This window comes from Enterococcus sp. DIV0876, from assembly GCF_050529585.1.
Taxonomy (GTDB): Bacteria; Bacillota; Bacilli; order Lactobacillales; family Enterococcaceae; genus Enterococcus_D.
In genome coordinates this window covers 1,905,646-1,923,926 of record NZ_CP172882.1, presented here as the reverse complement: position 1 = coordinate 1,923,926, position 18,281 = coordinate 1,905,646, and the positions used below count along the sequence as shown (strand labels likewise).

Genomic DNA, 18,281 nt, shown 5'->3' with positions numbered 1-18,281 from the left:
TTTTTGTCTATCATAATAATATCAGTTTATGGTCGACACCATGTAATGTCGGTAAGGATGTTTTCTGCAACGCATTCTTTTTTTCAAGAAAGGACAGTTGATCATCAGTGGTTTCACACAATGCAGGCAAGCTTTTTAGTGCGCGCGCGCCTTCCAAAAGGACGCCATATTCTCGTTCACAGGCAAAATTGTAGACCACTGCAGAAGGTGTGATCGTAATGCCCATATCTTTTGCTACGGTTTGATCCGTGAAAAAATTCTTTTTTACTAAATCAGATTGGCGGTCTTCTAAAAACATCTCGAGATCACCTTTGGTTTCAGAAAAAAGTTTTTCGACAAGCGTTTCGCTGTATGATTCTTGATTGATGCCAACGTGTTGTTGTAATTTCAATAAGAAATCACGGGCGATTTTTTTCCCTTGTAATTGTGCGGCTTTGTAATCTAGTGATGCTGTATAGATCAGTTTTGTTTGATCATTGCGTAAAAGCAAATCGGTTTTATCCATCGATAAGTACTCCATCGATACGCCAACAGATTTTAGATTGACCAAAGGTAGTAGTTGCAAATGGATCTTTTTACGGTACTTCGTCAAACTCTCCAAGAGTTCCGCTTCAACTTGATAGCAGACCGGACCGATGGGGTTGACGAATAAAAATATTTCAATCATCTGAATCTCTCCCCAAATAAGATTCTTTTTTATGTAAAACAAACATACGTTTATTAAATATAACAAATGTTAGTGAAAAAAGTAAGCAATAATACTTAACGTTGCGCTTTTTCTAAAATTGCACGTTCGATTTTGTTTTTAGCTGGTTGATAAGGGATCGCGAATTTTTCCAGGAGCGCCATAAAGGCTTGCTTTCCTAGAATCGGATCGTTTACTTCTAACTCGAGTTCAAAGTCTTCTTTTTGACCATACCAACTATGGTCAATGGCAAGCAAACCTTCATTGATTGGAAATTCAGCACGTTTCGTTGTTAGACTCGTAAGGGGGACAATTTTTCTTGGATCGATGGAAGCAGTAAGCAAGCGTTTAGCGACTGCACCAGAAAATAAAATTGATCCTTTGCGTAAAATTTCTGCGGTCTGTGCTTTGGTCAGCTGATCTGTGGTTTCGAGCAAGCCATGTTCAGCAGGCGTTTTTAATGTCAGCTCATCATAGAAATCAGTTGTTCGTACCCGCAGGCCAAAATGTCTACTGTGTAATTGTTGATCTGGTGTATCAAAGTAGTGATTGACTTGGGTGATGAAATCTGTTGGTTGTAACTGATAATGTGCAGTCAATTGATGATATTTGGTTTTGGAAAGTAACGTTTTAAATTCAATTTCGATTTGTTCAGTCATGACGTCACTCGCTTTCATTAGCTATACAATTTTACAATTGAGTTGAGTTTCTGTCAACCAATACGGTTCCTTTCATGCGGATTGCATGATTTGTTCGTTTTAGCAATTTTTTTGATTTCTAGTCAGCTATGTGGTTCAGGTTTGTTTACAAGGTATGGTAGAATAAGAGAGTATGTTATGAAAAGAATCGAGGTATGAATATGATTCGAGATTGGGAAGAATTTTTGGCACCGTACGAACAAGCGGTTTCTGAATTGAAAGTAAAATTAAGAGGTATTCGTAAACAATACCGTGAACAGAGCAAACATGTACCCATTGAATTTGTGACGGGGCGTGTCAAACCGGTAGATAGTATTTTAACTAAAAGCAAATTAAGAGGAATCGACTTAGATCGTTTGGAAGAGGAAATGTCGGATATTGCTGGTTTACGCATCATGTGCCAGTTTGTAGAAGATATTCATCAAGTGGTTGAATTGTTACGTACCCGTAAGGACATGAAAGTGATCATCGAACGGGATTATATCACGAATAAAAAAGCCAGCGGCTACCGTTCCTACCATTTGGTGATCGAGTACCCGGTTCAATTGATCGATGGCGAGAAAATCATTTTGGCAGAAATTCAGATTCGTACATTGGCGATGAACTTCTGGGCAACCATCGAACACTCGTTGAACTATAAATATCAAGGGGAATTTCCCGACGAAATCAGTGAGCGATTGCGTAGATCCGCTGAAGCGGCGTATCAGTTGGATGAGGAGATGTCCAATATTCGTGAAGAGATCCAAGAGGCACAACGGCTGTTTTCTCATGGGAAAGGCCGCCGCACGAAACCTGAACAACCACAAGCGCTGCAGGAGGACCAAAAATGAAGGGTATCCGAGTAGCGATCATCAATAACCAAGAAGAAAAATCTCTTCGAGTAACCAAACGCTTGACCGAATTACTGGCGCGCTCTGAAAATACGATTGATCGAGACGATCCTGAGCTTGTGATTTCAGTGGGAGGCGACGGAACATTATTGTCTGCATTTCATCTATTCAATCATAAACTGGACCAAGTCCAATTTCTAGGTGTTCATACTGGCCATTTGGGATTTTATACGGATTGGCGGGATTATGAATTAGAAGAAATGGTGGAATCGTTGTGTAATGATCATCAAAAAACGGTCAGCTATCCATTGCTTGATGTTCGAATCACATATGCCAATGGGAAATCAGATAAACATTTTTTGGCATTGAATGAGTCGACCATTAAACGGGGGAATCGGACGATGGTAGCGGATATTTCGATCAAAGAAGATCTGTTTGAAAAATTCCGCGGCGATGGTCTATCGATCTCGACACCAACGGGCTCGACTGCATACAACAAAAGTGTTGGCGGCGCGGTGTTACATCCGAGTATCAATGCCTTTCAATTGGCTGAGATTGCTTCATTGAACAATCGAGTCTTTCGGACATTAGGTTCACCAATCATCGTTGGACACCATGAATGGGTCAAAGTCCAACTGCAGCAAAGTACTGATTATTTGGTGACGATCGATCAATTTACCATCGAACAAGAAGAAATCGATGCTATTTATTATCGTATAGCAGATGAGCGGATCCATTTTGCGTCTTATCGGCATATGCATTTCTGGAATCGGGTCAAAGATTCCTTTATTGGAGAAGAATAGAGTCTATGGAGTTTACGTATCAATACTTGCGGGATGAACCGCAATTGGTGAAATATTTTTTAAAAGAACAAGGGATTTCCAAAGGCCTCCTTGCCAAAATCAAATTTCAAGGAGGCAACATTTTTGTCAACCAAGAGGTGCAAAATGTCTTGTTTTCATTGAAACAAAATGATAGGGTAACTATTGTGATTCCAGATGAGGGTGAGCATGAAACGATGTTGTTGGACGAAACGCCAATTGAGATCGTTTTTGAAGATGACCACCTCTTGATCGTCAATAAGCCAGCTGGTGTATCGTCGATCCCTGCACAGTACCATCCCAATGGTACGATGGCCAATCGGGTCAAAGCTTATTACCGTAAGCAACAATATCCAAACCAAGTGATCCATGTTGTCACACGATTGGATCGGGATACATCGGGTCTGATGCTGTTTGCCAAACATGGTTTTGCCCATGCTAAAATGGATGTTCAATTAAGGGAGAAGAAAGTCATCAAAAAATACCAAGCGTTGGTTGCCGGAAAGTTGGCTGTTCTAGCCAATCATGGTGAAATCAATCAACCTATTGCCCGAGATTTGACATCGCTCCTGAAACGTAAAGTCGCATCGGAAGGCAAACCAGCTCGAACTGAGTATTGGTTATCTAGAATCAATGCGCAATGGGCATTGGTCGATATTCAACTGCATACAGGGCGGACCCACCAAATACGTGTCCATTTTTCTGCTATCGGCTGTCCACTCTTGGGGGATGAGATGTATGGGGGCAGAATGGATCTAGGAATCGATCGTCAAGCGCTCCACTGCTGTCAACTGCAATTTTTGCATCCTTTTACGCAGGAGCCAATGGCATTTTCTTGTCCTTTGGCGCAAGATATGGCAATTGTAACAACAAGCAATTAAGATAAAAATGAGGTGAAGAGATTGGATGAAAATCAAGAATTAACAGAACGGTTTGATCAACTGACCCAAGCGCTGAAAGAAATGGATATCCAGAAGTTCCGCGATGAATTTCTTGATCTGCATATCTATGAGCAGGGGCAGTTCTACCAATCTCTAGATTCAAGTGAACGGCAAATCGTTTATACCTATCTTTCACCGAAAGAATTGGCTGATATGTTTGATGTGATAGAAGAAGACGATGAGCATATGGTCGACTATTTAACAGAAATGCGGCCTAGCTATGCAGCCGATATGTTGGCGCAAATGTATACGGATAATGCGGTCGATCTATTGAAGACATTAGACAAGAAACAAACCGCGAAATATCTCAGTTTGATGACAACTGATGCTGCCAGTGAAATCAAAGAGTTGCTGCATTATGAAGACGAGACAGCAGGTTCCTTGATGACGACTGAGTTCGTTTCGATCGTGGCCAATCAAACAGTGCGCTCGGCGATGTATGTTTTAAAAAATGCCGCTGATGTTGCTGAAACGATTTATTATATCTATGTCGTTGATACAGATGATAAATTGGTCGGCGTTATATCTTTAAGGGATTTGATCATCAATGAGGATGATACGATGATCGCTGATATTTTGAATGAACGGGTCATGTCAGTCAATGTCGGAGATGACCAAGAAGATGTGGCACAAACCTTTAGGGATTATGATTTCTTGGCATTGCCAGTCACCGATTACGATGACCATCTGCTGGGTATCGTAACAGTTGATGATATCATTGATGTGATTGACGATGAAGCGGCGAGTGATTATTCCGGTTTGGCGGGGGTCAATGTTGAAGAAGTCAGCGAAAACCCAATTAAAGCCTCGACCCGCAGATTGCCATGGTTGATCACCTTGTTGTTTTTGGGGATGGCCACGGCAAGTTTGATCAGTCATTATGAAGAACTAGTCAGTGAAGCAAGTATTTTGGCGGTTTTTATTTCCTTGATCACCGGTACTGCAGGCAATGCAGGGACGCAATCATTGGCTGTCGCTGTTAGACGGCTCGCTATCAATGATGACAAAGAAAAAAGCTTTATGAAGACAGTTATAGGTGAAGTATTGACAGGATTGTTTACCGGAGCGATTACAGGTTTGACGATTTTTGCAATCGTAGCTGTTTGGAAACAAAACCCAATCTTGGGTTTCGTGATCGGAATGGCGATGATGTGTGCTATCACTGTAGCTAACTTAGCAGGCAGTTTGATTCCGATGTTGATGGACAAACTTGGATTTGATCCAGCCGTTGCTAGCGGACCCTTTATCACCACGCTAAGTGATTTAACGAGTGTTTTGATCTATTTCAATATTGCCAGTTTATTTATGAGCTACTTTATTCAATGAAACCAAATCAAAGACAACAACACCATCCATAGCGGATAAGTGTTGTTGCCTTTTTTAGTGCTTGAATTTTGGTAAGATGCCTGAAGGAGAGACGCCATAGAGTTTTTTAAAGGACTTGCTAAAGTGATAAGCATCTTGATAGCCAACCGCAGAGGCTACTTCTTTGATCGTCAATTGGTCATTGGTCAACATGTCTTTCGCCCGTTTCAGTCTGATTTCGATCAGATAATTGATGGGGCTCATGCCTGTTGCTTCTTTAAAAATCTTTGATAAATAAGTTGGACTCAAAAATTGATCTTGGGCTAATTTCTCTAAGGTGATTTCGTCTTTATAATGATTTTCCAAATAATACACCGTATAGTTCACGATTTTCTGCTGCCGTTGCTGGCTTTTGGAAAGATAAGGCATGACATTGCTGTGTTCATCGTTGAGTCCACGCAAGATGTAGACCAGCAATTCGATCAAAAGTGCTTTTTGCATCAGTTGAAACTCATCTCGTTCTTCATTGCTTTCTTTGACCAGCTGCCAAGCTTTTTCTAAAACTTGGTGGTGGTATTTGCCTAAATCAAGCAAGGGATGTTTATTGGGAAACCTATTGCGTTTGAAGCCTTCTAAAGAAATATTTTTTAGCCCAATATGCAGTTGATGAGAGCGGGTGCCAGGTAATTGAAATTCGCAATGTTTGACACCAGGATTAAACAGCATCACACTGCCAGCTCGAATTTTTTTTGCAGGCTCTTGATCAAAATAATAATTGCTTTCACCTTCTAATAAAATACTGATTTCCAGAAAATCATGGTGGTGCATCTCGCCGTGGCTTTCTGATTGTGTCCAAGGATCGAATAAATAAATGATCTCCGGGTTAAAGGTACGGGGATTGACTAAATTCATGGCTGATTCACTCCAATGGGGATGGTTCGGCCTCAGTATATAAGGCGTTCCACTTCTTACTAATATTTTACATCAAAATGAGTAAGAAAAACCATTTTATTCGTTCCTCAAACCGCTATTCTTAACAACGAGAGGGGGAATTCGATGAGTAACACACAATGGATCTGGCGCTATGCAAGAAAGAACCGCGGCAAACTTCTATTGGCATTCATATTTTTGATGATCAACGCAGCGCTGATCGTTGTAAATCCATATTTAGGAGGTATGGTGATCGACGATGTCATCAATCAGCAACAAATACAGCTATTATTGCCATTATTATTGATTATGATCGGAACAACTGTGGTTCGTACAGTCGTTCGTTATACTTATCAATTGCTGTTTGAACGCGTCGGTCAAAATACGTTATACGATTTAAGAGAAGATATGTACCAAAAATTGCAAGAATTGGACTTTGACTTTTTCAACCATACCCGGGTTGGTGACATTATGGCGCGGATGACAGGGGATACGGATGCAATCCGCCATTTCGTCTCTTGGGTCACCTATAACATCGCGGAATGTGTATTGTGGTTCTTTTCAGCTGTCGTGGTGATGAGCTTTATCGATTGGAAACTGATGTTGGCATTAGTGGCAATCACGCCCTTGATTTTCATTTTGACCAATCGAATGTCGAAAAAAGCCCATCCGTTGTTTTTTGATATTCGCGAAAGTTTTTCGCGATTGAATTCGATGGTCGAAGAAAATATTGGAGGGAATCGCGTCGTCAAAGCGTTTGCCCGTGAAGACTTTGAAATTGAAAAATTTGTTCACTATAATGAAGATTTCAAAGCCAAGAACATGGCGTCTGCGAAAGTTTCTCGTACCTACTTGCCTTGGCTAGATGGTTTAGCAGGCAGTTTGTCGATCATAGCTTTGGTCTTGGGCGGTATTTTCGTCATCAATGGAGATATGACATTGGGTGATTTGGTGGCTTTCAACGGATATTTATGGATGTTGAACAATCCGATGCGGATGAGTGGTTGGCTGATCAATGATGCACAGCGTTTTTCGGCAGCTTGTATCAAGATTCGGCAGATGTTGGCGCAAGAGTCTAAGATCCCTGTCCATCACGAAGAACAATTAGTACCTATCAAAGGACACGTAGAATTTAAAGATGTTTCTTTTCACTTTTCTGATGATCCTAATCAGAATGTTCTGTCAGAAATCAACTTTAAGATTGGTCCTGGGCAAACACTGGGTATTTTAGGTGAAACAGGTTCTGGTAAAACTACGCTTGTCAATCTTGTCGGTCGCTTTTATGATCCAACACAAGGAACGGTCTTGATTGACGGCAAAGATGCCAAAACCTATCCAGTACGGCAATTGCGAGAGAATATTTCAATGGTGATGCAAGATGTATTCCTATTTTCGAATACTATTTCTGACAACATTGCCTTTGGTAATCCCTTGGCAGATGAAGGCTATATTCGCCAAATGGCTGTCGTAGCCGACGCAGATACCTTTATCTCCAGGATGCCTCAAGGATATGAAACGGTGATCGGCGAAAGAGGTGTTGGTCTTTCTGGTGGGCAGAAACAACGGATCTCCTTGGCCCGTGCTTTAGCCAAAGACCCATCGATTCTGATTTTAGATGATACGACTTCAGCCGTTGATATGGAAACGGAATCGAAAATCCAGCAAGAACTAACAAAATTAACTGGCGAAAAAACGACCTTCATTATTGCCCATCGGATTTCATCCGTCAGAGAAGCTGATCTGATCTTGATGATGGAAAAAGGCCATGTTGTTGAACAAGGCTCGCATGAAGAATTGGTCGCCAAACGCGGCAAGTATTATGAAGTGTACCAAAAACAATTGGGCTTGTCAGGAGGTGAAGAAGATGGCCAGAAACACATTTGATGTGGATGAAGAGTTAGAACAGGAATTTAGTTGGCAAGATTTTAAACGTCTGTCACAATATGTCGTACCTTATAAACAAAGTATTATCAAAGTTTTGGCAACGATCATTTTAGCCAATCTTGCGGGGATGCTGGCACCTGTTTTCACCAAAATCGCGATTGACACATCGATCCCGGATGAAAATATCAGTCAATTGCTGCTGATTGGGGCAGCATTCATAGCAACATTGATCATAATAGGTCTTTGCATGCGCTATCGGATCTATCATATTACCCGCATTGGTCAAGATGTGTTGAAAGATATGCGTTATGATATTTTTGAGCATTTGCAGCGCTTGCCGTTTTCTTACTTTGATACCCGTCCCCATGGGAAGATCTTGATTCGGATCGTCAATTATATCAACACACTAAGTGATCTTCTTAGTAATGGACTGATCAATTTGATTTCTGATGTCTTTAATGTTGTGATCACCTTGATCTTTATGTTTGCGATTGACTTCAAGCTAACCTTATATTCATTGGCATTGTTGCCGGTTCTTTTTGTTATGGTCATGGTGATCAAAAACAAACAGCGTAAAGCGTACCAAACGTTGAGCAATAAGCAATCTAATTTAAATGCCTATATCCATGAAAGTATTGCAGGCATCAAAATCACCCAGTCTTTTGCACGAGAAGAAGAGAATGCATCGATTTTTGAAGAAGTCAGCAATGATTATCGCACGTCATGGATGAAAGCTGTCCGCATTCAATTCCTGATGTGGCCAGGCGTGCAGAATATCTCGGTCATCACAACCTGTTTGATTTATTTTGTCGGTATTCGCCAAATCGGGGTTGAAGTTAGTACCGGTACGTTGATTGCTTTTATTAGTTACATCAATAACTTTTGGAATCCAGTCATCAATATCGGCAACTTCTATAATTCATTGATCACAGCGACCGCTTATTTGGAACGGATCTTTGAAACGATGGATGAGGTGCCAGATATTGAAGACAAACCTGATGCCAAAATCTTACCAGCCATGAGAGGGGCAGTGACATTTGATCATGTGACCTTCCGTTATGAAGAGGGAAAGAATATCCTATCTGACGTCAACTTTACCATTACACCGGGTGAAAGTATTGCATTAGTAGGACCAACCGGTGCTGGGAAGACCACGATCATCAATTTGTTGAGTCGATTTTATGATGTTAATGAAGGTAGCGTAAAGGTTGATGGCATGGATGTTCGCGATGTGACATTGTCCTCATTACGGTCGCAAATGGGCGTTATGCTGCAAGATACCTTTATCTTCTCGGGGACGATCATTGAGAACATCCGCTATGGGAAATTGGATGCGACGGAAGAAGAAATCATTGAAGCAGCCAAAATCGTGCGCGCCCATGATTTCATTAAAGACCTGAAAGATGGCTATCAAACAGTGGTGGAAGAGCGAGGTAGTACATTATCTGCAGGGCAGCGGCAATTGATCTCATTTGCACGGGCACTATTGGCAGATCCGAAGATATTGATTTTGGATGAAGCCACCTCAAGTATTGATACCAAGACGGAGGAACTGCTGCAAGAAGGTTTACTGAAGCTACTTGAAGGACGGACCTCTTTTATCATCGCTCACCGGTTGTCTACGATCAAAAATTCTGACCGCATTTTCTATGTAGCTGGCGGTAAGATCGCGGAATCAGGCAATCATGATCAATTGATGGCTCAAAAAGGGTTGTATCATCATTTGTATCAGTCGCAGTATGATTTGCTGCAAGCGATATGAGTGCATATGCTTAAATTCAACCATATTTCAAGTGTCATATAAGCGACTCAAACAAAAACGCGCGCCTTTACAGGTGTGCGTTTTTGTTTGAGGGGAAGAGATCAGACAGTTATTTCACATAGTAGCTGATATAATAATTGGTCTTTGTCAAACGCGAATGCGTGTTTTTCCTCCATATGAAGCGTATGAGAGTTTCTATTCAATCATGGCAAAGAATGCTCCTTCGAAATGAAACAGGTTCTTTGCTATGATCAAATCCTTTTACACAATATTTTTTTGCTTGATACCCAATGTCACCAAGCTTGCAAGGATAAATCCACCGCCAAAAAGCAGGTATAGCCATAAATAGGGCGAGTCACTTCCTGCAATCTCCAACACGCCATTCAATAGGCACCACGTGATGAGACAGGCTAGTCCCGAATGGTAGAGATTTGCTGAAATCCGTAGCTGTTTGTGGCTGAATATTCGACCAATCAGCCACCAGATCAGACCTGCAACTGCCATGAGCAGCCAAGCATATTGCAGGGAAAAGGAGACTACTCCATGACTAAAGTGGTGATACACCATTTGAAATAGAAACAGGCAAAGACTGAGAAGGCCATATGGTATCAGTTTTTTCATTGAACTCACGTCCTTTACTTGAAATAGAGGATATCGCTAACAGATCGTTCGTCACTATTATTGCTTCCCCCGACGGTTTGATTAACGACTTTCCCATTGAAGTATAGAGTCGAGGAACCGCCGCCGTCTAAATTATAGGCAGTCGTGGCACCCAATGATTCAAATTGTTCGGCCAATTGATACAATGTCAAGCCTTCGCTATCAGAAGTCCGTCCTTCTGAAACAATGATCACATAGTGGTTTTCACCAATTTGACCGATCGCCGTCCGAGGATTACTGGTCATCGACTGGGAGACCTCTGTTGAAGGAGAGACTACCACCTGACTCTCTTCGACTAGTGCTGGTCCGAAAGAAAGAATTTGCTGTGCATCGGTCAAGGAAGCCGCAGAAGTGGTACTTTCATCTACGATGGAGAAATTTCCCTCTTTATCGATAACAAGTGCTTGTGTATCGCCATTGGCAGTATCCCGATACAAGGTACCATTACGCATCACGAAACCAGTGCTGCGAAACCCGTAGTAATCACCATTAATGGCTAAAACGGCATTATTTTGTGCCGCCATCTCTGAGGTCGTTTCTTTGATGTTGCGGCCATACGTATTTTCAGCGAAAGCAGTTTGTAAATGACTGCTGTCAGCTGTTTGGATATCAGCAATATAAACAGTCGTGTCATCTACCCGTTTTTCGATCAATTGGATGGTTAAGCCATCGCTTGTGTAACTTGTATCCGTGGCCACAATCGTCTCGCTGCTTGATGTACTTTCTTCAGTACTATTAGAAGTTGACATTGTACTTTCAGCTACTGTGGCCACAGCTACTTGACGGTCAGGCAAAACAAATGCCTTTAATAAGATCCAACTGCTGCTGGCGACGAGCATCAATGAAAATAGGCATGCCCAGCGATATGGTTTTTTCAGCCATCTCATTTGGCCACCTCCTCAGTAAAGATGTAGCGCTGTTGTACGTGAAAACTAAAGAAAAATAAGAGACCATCAACGATCAGTTTTGATAGGAAGAGGGATGGCAATACTTGGACCAAACAGCTAACCCCTATCCAGCTAAAGAAAATGATCGTCAAAAATAGACAAGCGTAGCGAAAAGCGGTTGTCGGATTGCGGCCTTGATGAAATACATAATGTCGATTCAACAGATAATTGATCAGACCAGAAATCAAACATGCCAGAATCGTTGCTATTAATAATGGAAATGAGGCCTGTCCTAAAATCAAGGTCAAGATCAAAAATAGGCCGCTATCCAATAGAGCTGAAACGAGCGATGAGCCAATAAAGCGCAGTAATGGTCCATAAATCAATAGGGAATCATGGATCGGCCTGAAATGCGAATGTGCGTTGTTTTCTTCATAGATTGTTTGGATGGGCAGTGACACCAAGCTTATCTGGAGCTGCTTGGTTGCTAGTAAGACATTCATTTCGTAGTCGAAACGGTCACCGTCAATCTTGATCAAAGATGGAATCAACGTAGTGTGAAAGGCCCGTAACCCCGTTTGGGTATCTTGCAGGCGCAGGCCAGTCGCCAACCAAAAGAACCCTGATGTCACTCGGTTGCCCCAATAGCTTTTGGTGGGTGTAGTCTTTTTCTTGAAAGAACGGACCCCCAGCAATAGTTCGTGTGGTTGATGATTTGGCAATGCATGGATCAATCTGCGTATATCTTGTGGATGGTGTTGTCCATCACCATCCGCCGTCACGACGCCGGCTGCTTCTGGAAAATCCTGAATGATTTTCTGCAAGCCAAACTTCAGTGCATAGCCTTTGCCTTGGTTTTGTGCATAGGTATAAAAATGGATCCGCGTCGACAGCTGACAGATAGTTTGAAAGGTATCCTCATAATCTTCACCGCTTCCGTCATCCACAAGCAAGATTTGGCATGAAGTCGCAGGAAGCAATGCTTCGAAAAAGGCGATGGTTTTTTTCGAAGGCTCATATATGGGAATCAACAGTAGGACATTCATTTCACTCACCTCTTGCCAATAGAATAGCTGAGGCGGCTTAATACCAGCTTAAATATATTTATGAAAATCTTGAATCGGTAAGTGTTAATATGGATTATGCAAAAAAAGCCTGCCTTCTCGAAAGAAAACAGGCTTGATGGTGCTATTCGCTTAAGTCAACGATTTTGGTGCCATGAACTTCTTGGACACCAAGACTTTCACATATATGTTGCGCGTTTTCAAATGTGATCCCGCCTCCGGGCAAGATCGTTAGACGGTCACCTGCATAGTCGATCAGTTCTTTTAGATAGGAAAGATTATCTTCGATTGGTGTGCCCGCTGCCCCACCATGGGTCAAGATTCTCTCCACACCATGATCGGCCAACCAATCGATGGCTGCAAACTGCCGCTCAGCAGGAATCGCATCAAAGGCCATATGGAAGGTCACTTGTAATCCTTCTGCTGTTTCTAATAATAGTTCTAGCGCCTCTTCGTCTAGCCAACCGCTAGGTGTTAAGCAGCCTAATACCACACCATCGGTACCGATTTTTTTGGCTTCGATCAAATCAGTATGCATGATCTTCAATTCAGTATCATTATAGATGAAGTCACCACCACGCGGGCGGATGATCGTCATGACAGGGATACTTTTTTCTCCTGCATAACTCAAAGCCTCTTCAATGACCCCTGTACTTGGGGTTGTACCGCCAACTGCTAGGTTATCACATAACTCGATTCGATCGGCCCCCCGAGCAATCGCTAGTGGGATATTGGTATAATTTTCTGCACAAAACTCTTTTAACATAAGAACCCTCCATAAGCAAAGTTGTTATTCTATACTAGTAGTTTACCACATTTGTATGGTAAAGTAGAACAGAGATGGAGGAGTGTCTGATGTTAAAAAAAATAGAGCGCGCTCGCTTGTTCTTGCAGGCGCATCAGCAGTTGTTTGCTTGTCCAATTTGCAGGCAAAGGTTCTTTGCGGCAAATAATGGCTTGGTCTGTGCCAATCGCCACCGCTTTGATTTGTCAAAAAAAGGCACTTTGTTTTTTTTGGACCATGCCGTCAAGACAGACTATGATCAGTCGATGTTTATGCCAAGACAACGAATGATTCAAGGTGGGATGTATCAACCTGTACTTTCAGTTATCAAAGATCAATTATCCGCCACTGATAACGTTTTAGACGTTGGATGCGGAGAAGGCAGTTTCTTGAATCAGTTGATCAGTGAACCGACCCAAACAGCAATTGGCTTTGATATCGCCAAAGAAGGCATCAATTTGGCTACCAATCAAAAAGTACCGGCATTTTGGTGTGTGGCTGATTTGACCAATTTGCCTTTTGCGCAGCAAAGCTTTGATACGGTATTGAATATCTTTTCTCCCTCTAATTATGAAGAATTTAATCGAATTCTTAAAAAAGGTGGTCAATTGATCAAAGTCGTACCAGCTGAAAATTATTTAAAGGAACTGCGAAGGGCGTTTTATCCAAATGATCCTTCCAAACAACAGTATTCTAATCAACGTGTGGTAGACAAGTTTATGGCACATTATCCTTCAGCCGCACGGCAACGCGTGACCCATGTTTTTGAGATTCCAGAGGCGCTGCAGCAAGATTTGCTGGCGATGTCACCATTGGAATGGGCTGCTGAAGAAGCCCGTAAAGCAGAGCTTCGCGCAACACCGTTGCAAGAAATCACCGTGGATGTTGACATCCTAATTGCGAAAATTTACTGAAAAGATTTTGAATTTTTTTGTTATTTACCCTTGCATTCATGCCATGGGAGTGATATATTATTCTCAAGTCATTTTTCATTGGTTTTTATCAGGTTCCTGTTCTGATAAAAGTTAGTGAAAAGAGCTTCACTAACGTAACGACTCGCAGTGATCGACACCGAGTTGGTACGTTTTTTTTATGTCCAAATGACTGTTGACAAGTTAGAACAAGGCAAAAACAATTTTGGCAAAATATGATACTATAGATACAATTAGAATCAATTGGCTTTGGCCACATGAAAAGGAGACCGTTTTATGAATCACATCGTTCTTTTTGAACCTCAAATTCCTGCCAATACAGGTAACATTGCGCGTACCTGTGCGGCGACAAATACCCACTTGCATTTGATTGAACCTTTAGGCTTTTCAACGGATGATAAACACCTGAAAAGAGCTGGATTAGATTACTGGCACGATGTGTCGATCACGTATCATAAAGATTTACCAGCTTTTATGTCATTCTTGGGGGAGCGCCCTTTGTATTTGATTTCTAAATTTGCCAATCGTGTCTATTCACAAGTCGATTACACAGTTGCCGATGATCAGTTTTTTATTTTTGGCAAGGAAACGACCGGTTTGCCAGAAACGTTTATGCGGGAGCACGCGGATCAATGTTTGCGTATCCCTATGAACGACACCCATGTGCGTTCTTTGAATTTATCGAATACTGCTGCCTTGATAATTTATGAAGTATTGCGTCAACAAGGATTTCCCCAATTAGAATTGACGCATCATTATGAAAATGACAAAATCGATTAAAAGTGAGGTCTGATTGATGCAATTATATTTTACACGTCATGGAAAAACGGAATGGAACCAAGCAAGACGTTTTCAAGGAATGTTGGGGGATTCCCCTTTATTGCCTCAAAGTTATCAAGAAATCGACTTGCTGGGCAATCACATCGCAGACGTTCCTTTTGAAAAAATCTATGCCAGCACCTCATTAAGAGCGATGACAACCGCGCAAGGGATTCAGGCCCGTTTGTTACATCCTGTTGAAATCATTTATACAGATGATTTACGGGAATTGGGTTTAGGCGACTTAGAAGGTCAATCGATCGATGAGATGCATGCAAAATACCCCGAAGAATTGGATCGACTACGCAACCATCTGGATCAATATGATCCAAGTGTATTTCATGGTGAACCAATCGAAACAGCATTGGCTCGGATCGAAAAAGTGGTTGTCACAGCAGTATCACAACATCAAGGCCCGTTATTGTTCGTGGGTCATGGTGCCTCATTGACTGCAGCAATCCAATGGCTTGCTGGCAAAACCCTTGCTCAGTTGAGAGAACAAGGTGGTTTGGTCAACAACAGCTTGAGCATTTTGGAAACGGGTCAAACTGATCAAATGCCGTACAAGCTGACACAATGGAATGATGCCAGCTTTTTGGCTGATCAAGCGGGATTAGACGCCTTATTATAGTATAGGAAGGAGCGGCACCATGATTCCAGAAAAACTTTTTTTTGTCGGCCATGTTGCCGCCATCTTTTTTCAAAACCCGAGCAATTTTTATAAAGTAATGTTGGTCAAAGTGACTGAAAACAACGCTGATTATAAAGAGAGTGAAATCGTTGTGACGGGCAGTTTTGGCGAAATTCAAGAAGAAGAGAAGTATCGCTTCTTTGGTGAATTGGTCAATCATCCCAAATATGGGGTCCAGCTGAAAGCGGAAAGCTACCAGCAGGAGCAACCCACTTCCGAACAAGGATTGATCAACTATCTTTCTAGTGAAAAATTTCCGGGGATCGGTAAGAAGACGGCAGAGAAAATCGTGGATCTTTTGGGAGAAAATGCCATCGACCAGATTTTGGAAGATCCCTCATTATTGGCCCAAATCAATGGCTTGAATCAGAGCAAACAACAGATGATCGTGGATACGATCCGTCAAAATCATGGCATGGATCAAGTGATCGTTGGATTGAATCGCTATGGCTTCGGGAGTCAATTATCATTTGCGATTTATCAAGCGTATCGTAATGAAGCATTATCGATCATTGAAGAAAATCCTTATCAGCTGGTTGAAGATATCGAAGGGATTGGGTTCAAGCGTGCAGACAGTATTGCCGAACAACTGGGTATCGAAGCCGACTCACCCCAGCGTTTCAGAGCAGCAGTTTTGCATCAAATTTTTGCACAAGCTATGCAAAGCGGAGATACCTATAGCGTTGCCCAAGATTTGCTGGATCAAACACTGCGTTTATTAGAAAAGAGCCGACCAGTTGAAATTGACCCGGAGGCTTTAGCCAATGTGATCATTGAGTTGGTGGAAGAAGGCAAGATCCAGCAAGAAGAAACCAAATTATATGAAAACAGTTTGTACTTTGCCGAGTGGGGAATCGCCAATTCCATTGACCGGTTATTGGCACGAAAAAAAGAAATCAAGTATCCAGAAAAGACAATCAATAAAACGATCCGCAAAATAGAAAAACAGTTGGGCATCACTTACGGTGCTTCCCAAGAAGAAGCCATCAAAGATGCAATTCGCTCACCGTTATTTATATTGACTGGGGGCCCAGGGACAGGTAAGACGACTGTAATCAATGGGATTGTCCAGTTGTTTGCGGAGCTGAATGATCTTGATTTGGAACCGTCAAAATATAGTGACGAAACCTTCCCGATTTTGCTTGCAGCACCAACTGGTCGGGCCGCTAAGCGGATGAACGAAACCACAGGTTTGCCTAGTGGCACGATTCATCGTTTGTTAGGTTTGAATGGTCGAGAGAAAGCCCCAAGTGTGAGTGCCAAAGAATTAGAAGGTGGTCTATTGATCGTTGATGAAATGTCTATGGTGGATACTTGGTTGGCGAATACGTTATTTAAATCGATCCCTACCAATATGCAAGTGATTTTTGTTGGCGATAAAGACCAGTTGCCTTCTGTGGGACCTGGTCAAGTACTTCATGATTTGCTGGCGATCGAAGCAATTCCGCAACAAGAATTGACGGAAATTTATCGGCAAGGCGATGGCTCAAGCATTATTCCTTTGGCTCATGCCATTAAAAATGGCCAATTGCCAGCGGACTTTACCAAGAATCAAAAAGACCGTTCTTTTTTTGCTTGTGATGCGTATAAAATCGAACCGCTGATTGCCCAAATTGTCAAAAGAGCCAAAGATAAGGGGTTCACGCCGCAGGATATCCAAGTTTTGGCTCCGATGTATCGTGGGGTTGCGGGTATTGATGCGTTAAATAAAATGATGCAAGGGATTTTTAATCCCAATGATGGGTCTAAAAAAGAAGTTGCTTTCAATGAGACGGTCTATCGGATCGGTGACAAAGTGCTGCAATTGGTCAATTCACCGGAAGACAATGTTTTTAATGGGGATATGGGCCAAATCGTTGGTATTACGCTTGCCAAACAATCAGAAGATAAAGTTGACGAATTGATCATACGTTTTGATGCGAATGAAGTCACGTACAAGCGCAATGAATGGAACAAAATTACATTGTCCTATTGTTGCTCGATCCATAAATCGCAAGGCAGCGAATTTCAAATGGTCATCTTGCCGATGGTTCATCAATATCAACGCATGTTGCAGCGGAATCTGCTTTATACAGCTGTGACCCGCAGCAAAGAGATGTTGATTTTGCTTGGCGAACCGCAAGCCTATCAAACTTGTGTTGTCAATGAGTCAGCCATTCGATTGACGACACTGAAGGAACGGATCAACGGTACGGATCAAATGACTGCATTACAGCGGGCGAAACTTGCGCAATATGAAGAAGCAGATGATCCATTCAATGATACGCCAAGCGCGAGAGAACCGGTGGATAGTAGAGATAAACCGACATTGTCTCAAGCGGCAAAAGAACCGAAAGCGTCAAATCATCAACCAATCGATTTATTCTCCGAGCCGCTAATTAAAGAAAATCAAGCGGCGAAAGAAGTTGAGGCAGTACCTACATCTGATATAGTGGAAGAAACATTGACGACAGGAACGCTAACAAATGCAATGGTCATCAATCAATTGGTTGATCCGATGATTGGTATGGGGGATACCACGCCTTATGATTTTTTAGCAAAACGTTGATTTCTAATAAACGAATATACAAAGAAAGTGAGCGCTTTCT

17 protein-coding genes are annotated in these 18,281 nt (G+C 42.0%); 10 read left to right on the top strand and 7 right to left on the bottom strand.

What is annotated here, in order from left to right:
• Window positions 1-10: 10 nt before the first annotated feature.
• Together IGI41_RS08965 and IGI41_RS08960 are read right to left on the bottom strand one after the other, a co-directional pair.
• Window positions 11-667, bottom strand: coding sequence for a DsbA family protein (locus tag IGI41_RS08965; RefSeq protein ID WP_430609449.1), 657 nt, complete (start codon window positions 665-667; stop codon window positions 11-13).
• Between the two features lie 95 nt (window positions 668-762).
• Window positions 763-1,344 carry a CYTH domain-containing protein gene (locus IGI41_RS08960; protein ID WP_430612794.1) on the bottom strand — a complete coding sequence of 194 codons (582 nt, stop codon included), beginning with the start codon at window positions 1,342-1,344 and terminating at the stop codon, window positions 763-765.
• Between the two features lie 200 nt (window positions 1,345-1,544).
• Here IGI41_RS08960 and IGI41_RS08955 point away from each other — a divergent pair, with 200 nt between their 5' ends.
• Genes IGI41_RS08955 through mgtE form a run of 4 tightly spaced genes read left to right on the top strand, consistent with a single transcriptional unit; the run spans window position 1,545 to window position 5,301 of the window.
• Entirely contained in the window at window positions 1,545-2,213 is a 669-nt protein-coding gene (locus IGI41_RS08955; RefSeq protein WP_430612792.1) for a GTP pyrophosphokinase, read from the top strand.
• Entirely contained in the window at window positions 2,210-3,016 is an 807-nt protein-coding gene (locus IGI41_RS08950) for an NAD kinase (protein ID WP_430609448.1), read from the top strand. The genes IGI41_RS08955 and IGI41_RS08950 overlap by 4 nt, the downstream gene beginning before the upstream one ends.
• Before the next feature lie 5 nt (window positions 3,017-3,021).
• Window positions 3,022-3,915 carry an RluA family pseudouridine synthase gene (locus IGI41_RS08945; RefSeq protein ID WP_430609447.1) on the top strand — a complete coding sequence of 298 codons (894 nt, stop codon included), beginning with the start codon at window positions 3,022-3,024 and terminating at the stop codon, window positions 3,913-3,915.
• A 21-nt stretch (window positions 3,916-3,936) separates the two neighbouring features.
• Window positions 3,937-5,301, top strand: coding sequence for a magnesium transporter (mgtE, locus tag IGI41_RS08940; protein WP_430609446.1), 1,365 nt, complete (start codon window positions 3,937-3,939; stop codon window positions 5,299-5,301).
• A gap of 54 nt (window positions 5,302-5,355) precedes the next feature.
• On the opposite strand, the gene IGI41_RS08935 is transcribed toward mgtE, so the two are convergent.
• The gene (locus tag IGI41_RS08935; protein ID WP_430609445.1) at window positions 5,356-6,192 is read right to left on the bottom strand and encodes an AraC family transcriptional regulator; all 837 of its coding nucleotides are present in this window, start codon (window positions 6,190-6,192) and stop codon (window positions 5,356-5,358) included.
• A 144-nt stretch (window positions 6,193-6,336) separates the two neighbouring features.
• Here IGI41_RS08935 and IGI41_RS08930 point away from each other — a divergent pair, with 144 nt between their 5' ends.
• Together IGI41_RS08930 and IGI41_RS08925 are read left to right on the top strand one after the other, a co-directional pair.
• A complete protein-coding gene (locus IGI41_RS08930) occupies window positions 6,337-8,094 on the top strand; it encodes an ABC transporter ATP-binding protein (protein ID WP_430609443.1) in 1,758 nt (585 codons plus the stop codon).
• Entirely contained in the window at window positions 8,075-9,856 is a 1,782-nt protein-coding gene (locus tag IGI41_RS08925) for an ABC transporter ATP-binding protein (protein WP_430609441.1), read from the top strand. Before IGI41_RS08930 ends, IGI41_RS08925 begins: the two co-directional genes overlap by 20 nt.
• A 261-nt stretch (window positions 9,857-10,117) precedes the next feature.
• On the opposite strand, the gene IGI41_RS08920 is transcribed toward IGI41_RS08925, so the two are convergent.
• The 4 genes from IGI41_RS08920 to IGI41_RS08905 form a co-directional block, all read right to left on the bottom strand.
• Window positions 10,118-10,477: a hypothetical protein gene (locus IGI41_RS08920; protein ID WP_430609440.1), complete on the bottom strand. Its 360-nt coding sequence runs from the start codon at window positions 10,475-10,477 to the stop codon at window positions 10,118-10,120.
• A 14-nt stretch (window positions 10,478-10,491) separates the two neighbouring features.
• The gene (locus tag IGI41_RS08915; RefSeq protein WP_430609438.1) at window positions 10,492-11,403 is read right to left on the bottom strand and encodes a phosphodiester glycosidase family protein; all 912 of its coding nucleotides are present in this window, start codon (window positions 11,401-11,403) and stop codon (window positions 10,492-10,494) included.
• Complete coding sequence (locus IGI41_RS08910; RefSeq protein WP_430609436.1) at window positions 11,400-12,449, bottom strand: glycosyltransferase; 1,050 nt, start codon at window positions 12,447-12,449, stop codon at window positions 11,400-11,402. Before IGI41_RS08910 ends, IGI41_RS08915 begins: the two co-directional genes overlap by 4 nt.
• 142 nt (window positions 12,450-12,591) lie before the next feature.
• On the bottom strand, window positions 12,592-13,233 hold the full coding sequence (locus tag IGI41_RS08905) for a copper homeostasis protein CutC (protein ID WP_430609434.1): 642 nt from the start codon (window positions 13,231-13,233) through the stop codon (window positions 12,592-12,594).
• 89 nt (window positions 13,234-13,322) lie between these two features.
• Here IGI41_RS08905 and IGI41_RS08900 point away from each other — a divergent pair, with 89 nt between their 5' ends.
• The 4 genes from IGI41_RS08900 to recD2 all read left to right on the top strand — a co-directional run bounded on the left by IGI41_RS08900 (window position 13,323) and on the right by recD2 (window position 18,241).
• On the top strand, window positions 13,323-14,165 hold the full coding sequence (locus IGI41_RS08900) for a methyltransferase domain-containing protein (protein ID WP_430609432.1): 843 nt from the start codon (window positions 13,323-13,325) through the stop codon (window positions 14,163-14,165).
• Window positions 14,166-14,459: 294 nt separating this feature from the next.
• Complete coding sequence (gene trmL / locus IGI41_RS08895; RefSeq protein WP_430609430.1) at window positions 14,460-14,963, top strand: tRNA (uridine(34)/cytosine(34)/5-carboxymethylaminomethyluridine(34)-2'-O)-methyltransferase TrmL; 504 nt, start codon at window positions 14,460-14,462, stop codon at window positions 14,961-14,963.
• A 16-nt stretch (window positions 14,964-14,979) separates the two neighbouring features.
• Window positions 14,980-15,633: a histidine phosphatase family protein gene (locus IGI41_RS08890; RefSeq protein ID WP_430609428.1), complete on the top strand. Its 654-nt coding sequence runs from the start codon at window positions 14,980-14,982 to the stop codon at window positions 15,631-15,633.
• Between the two features lie 19 nt (window positions 15,634-15,652).
• A complete protein-coding gene (recD2, locus tag IGI41_RS08885; protein ID WP_430609426.1) occupies window positions 15,653-18,241 on the top strand; it encodes an SF1B family DNA helicase RecD2 in 2,589 nt (862 codons plus the stop codon).
• Window positions 18,242-18,281: the final 40 nt, after the last annotated feature.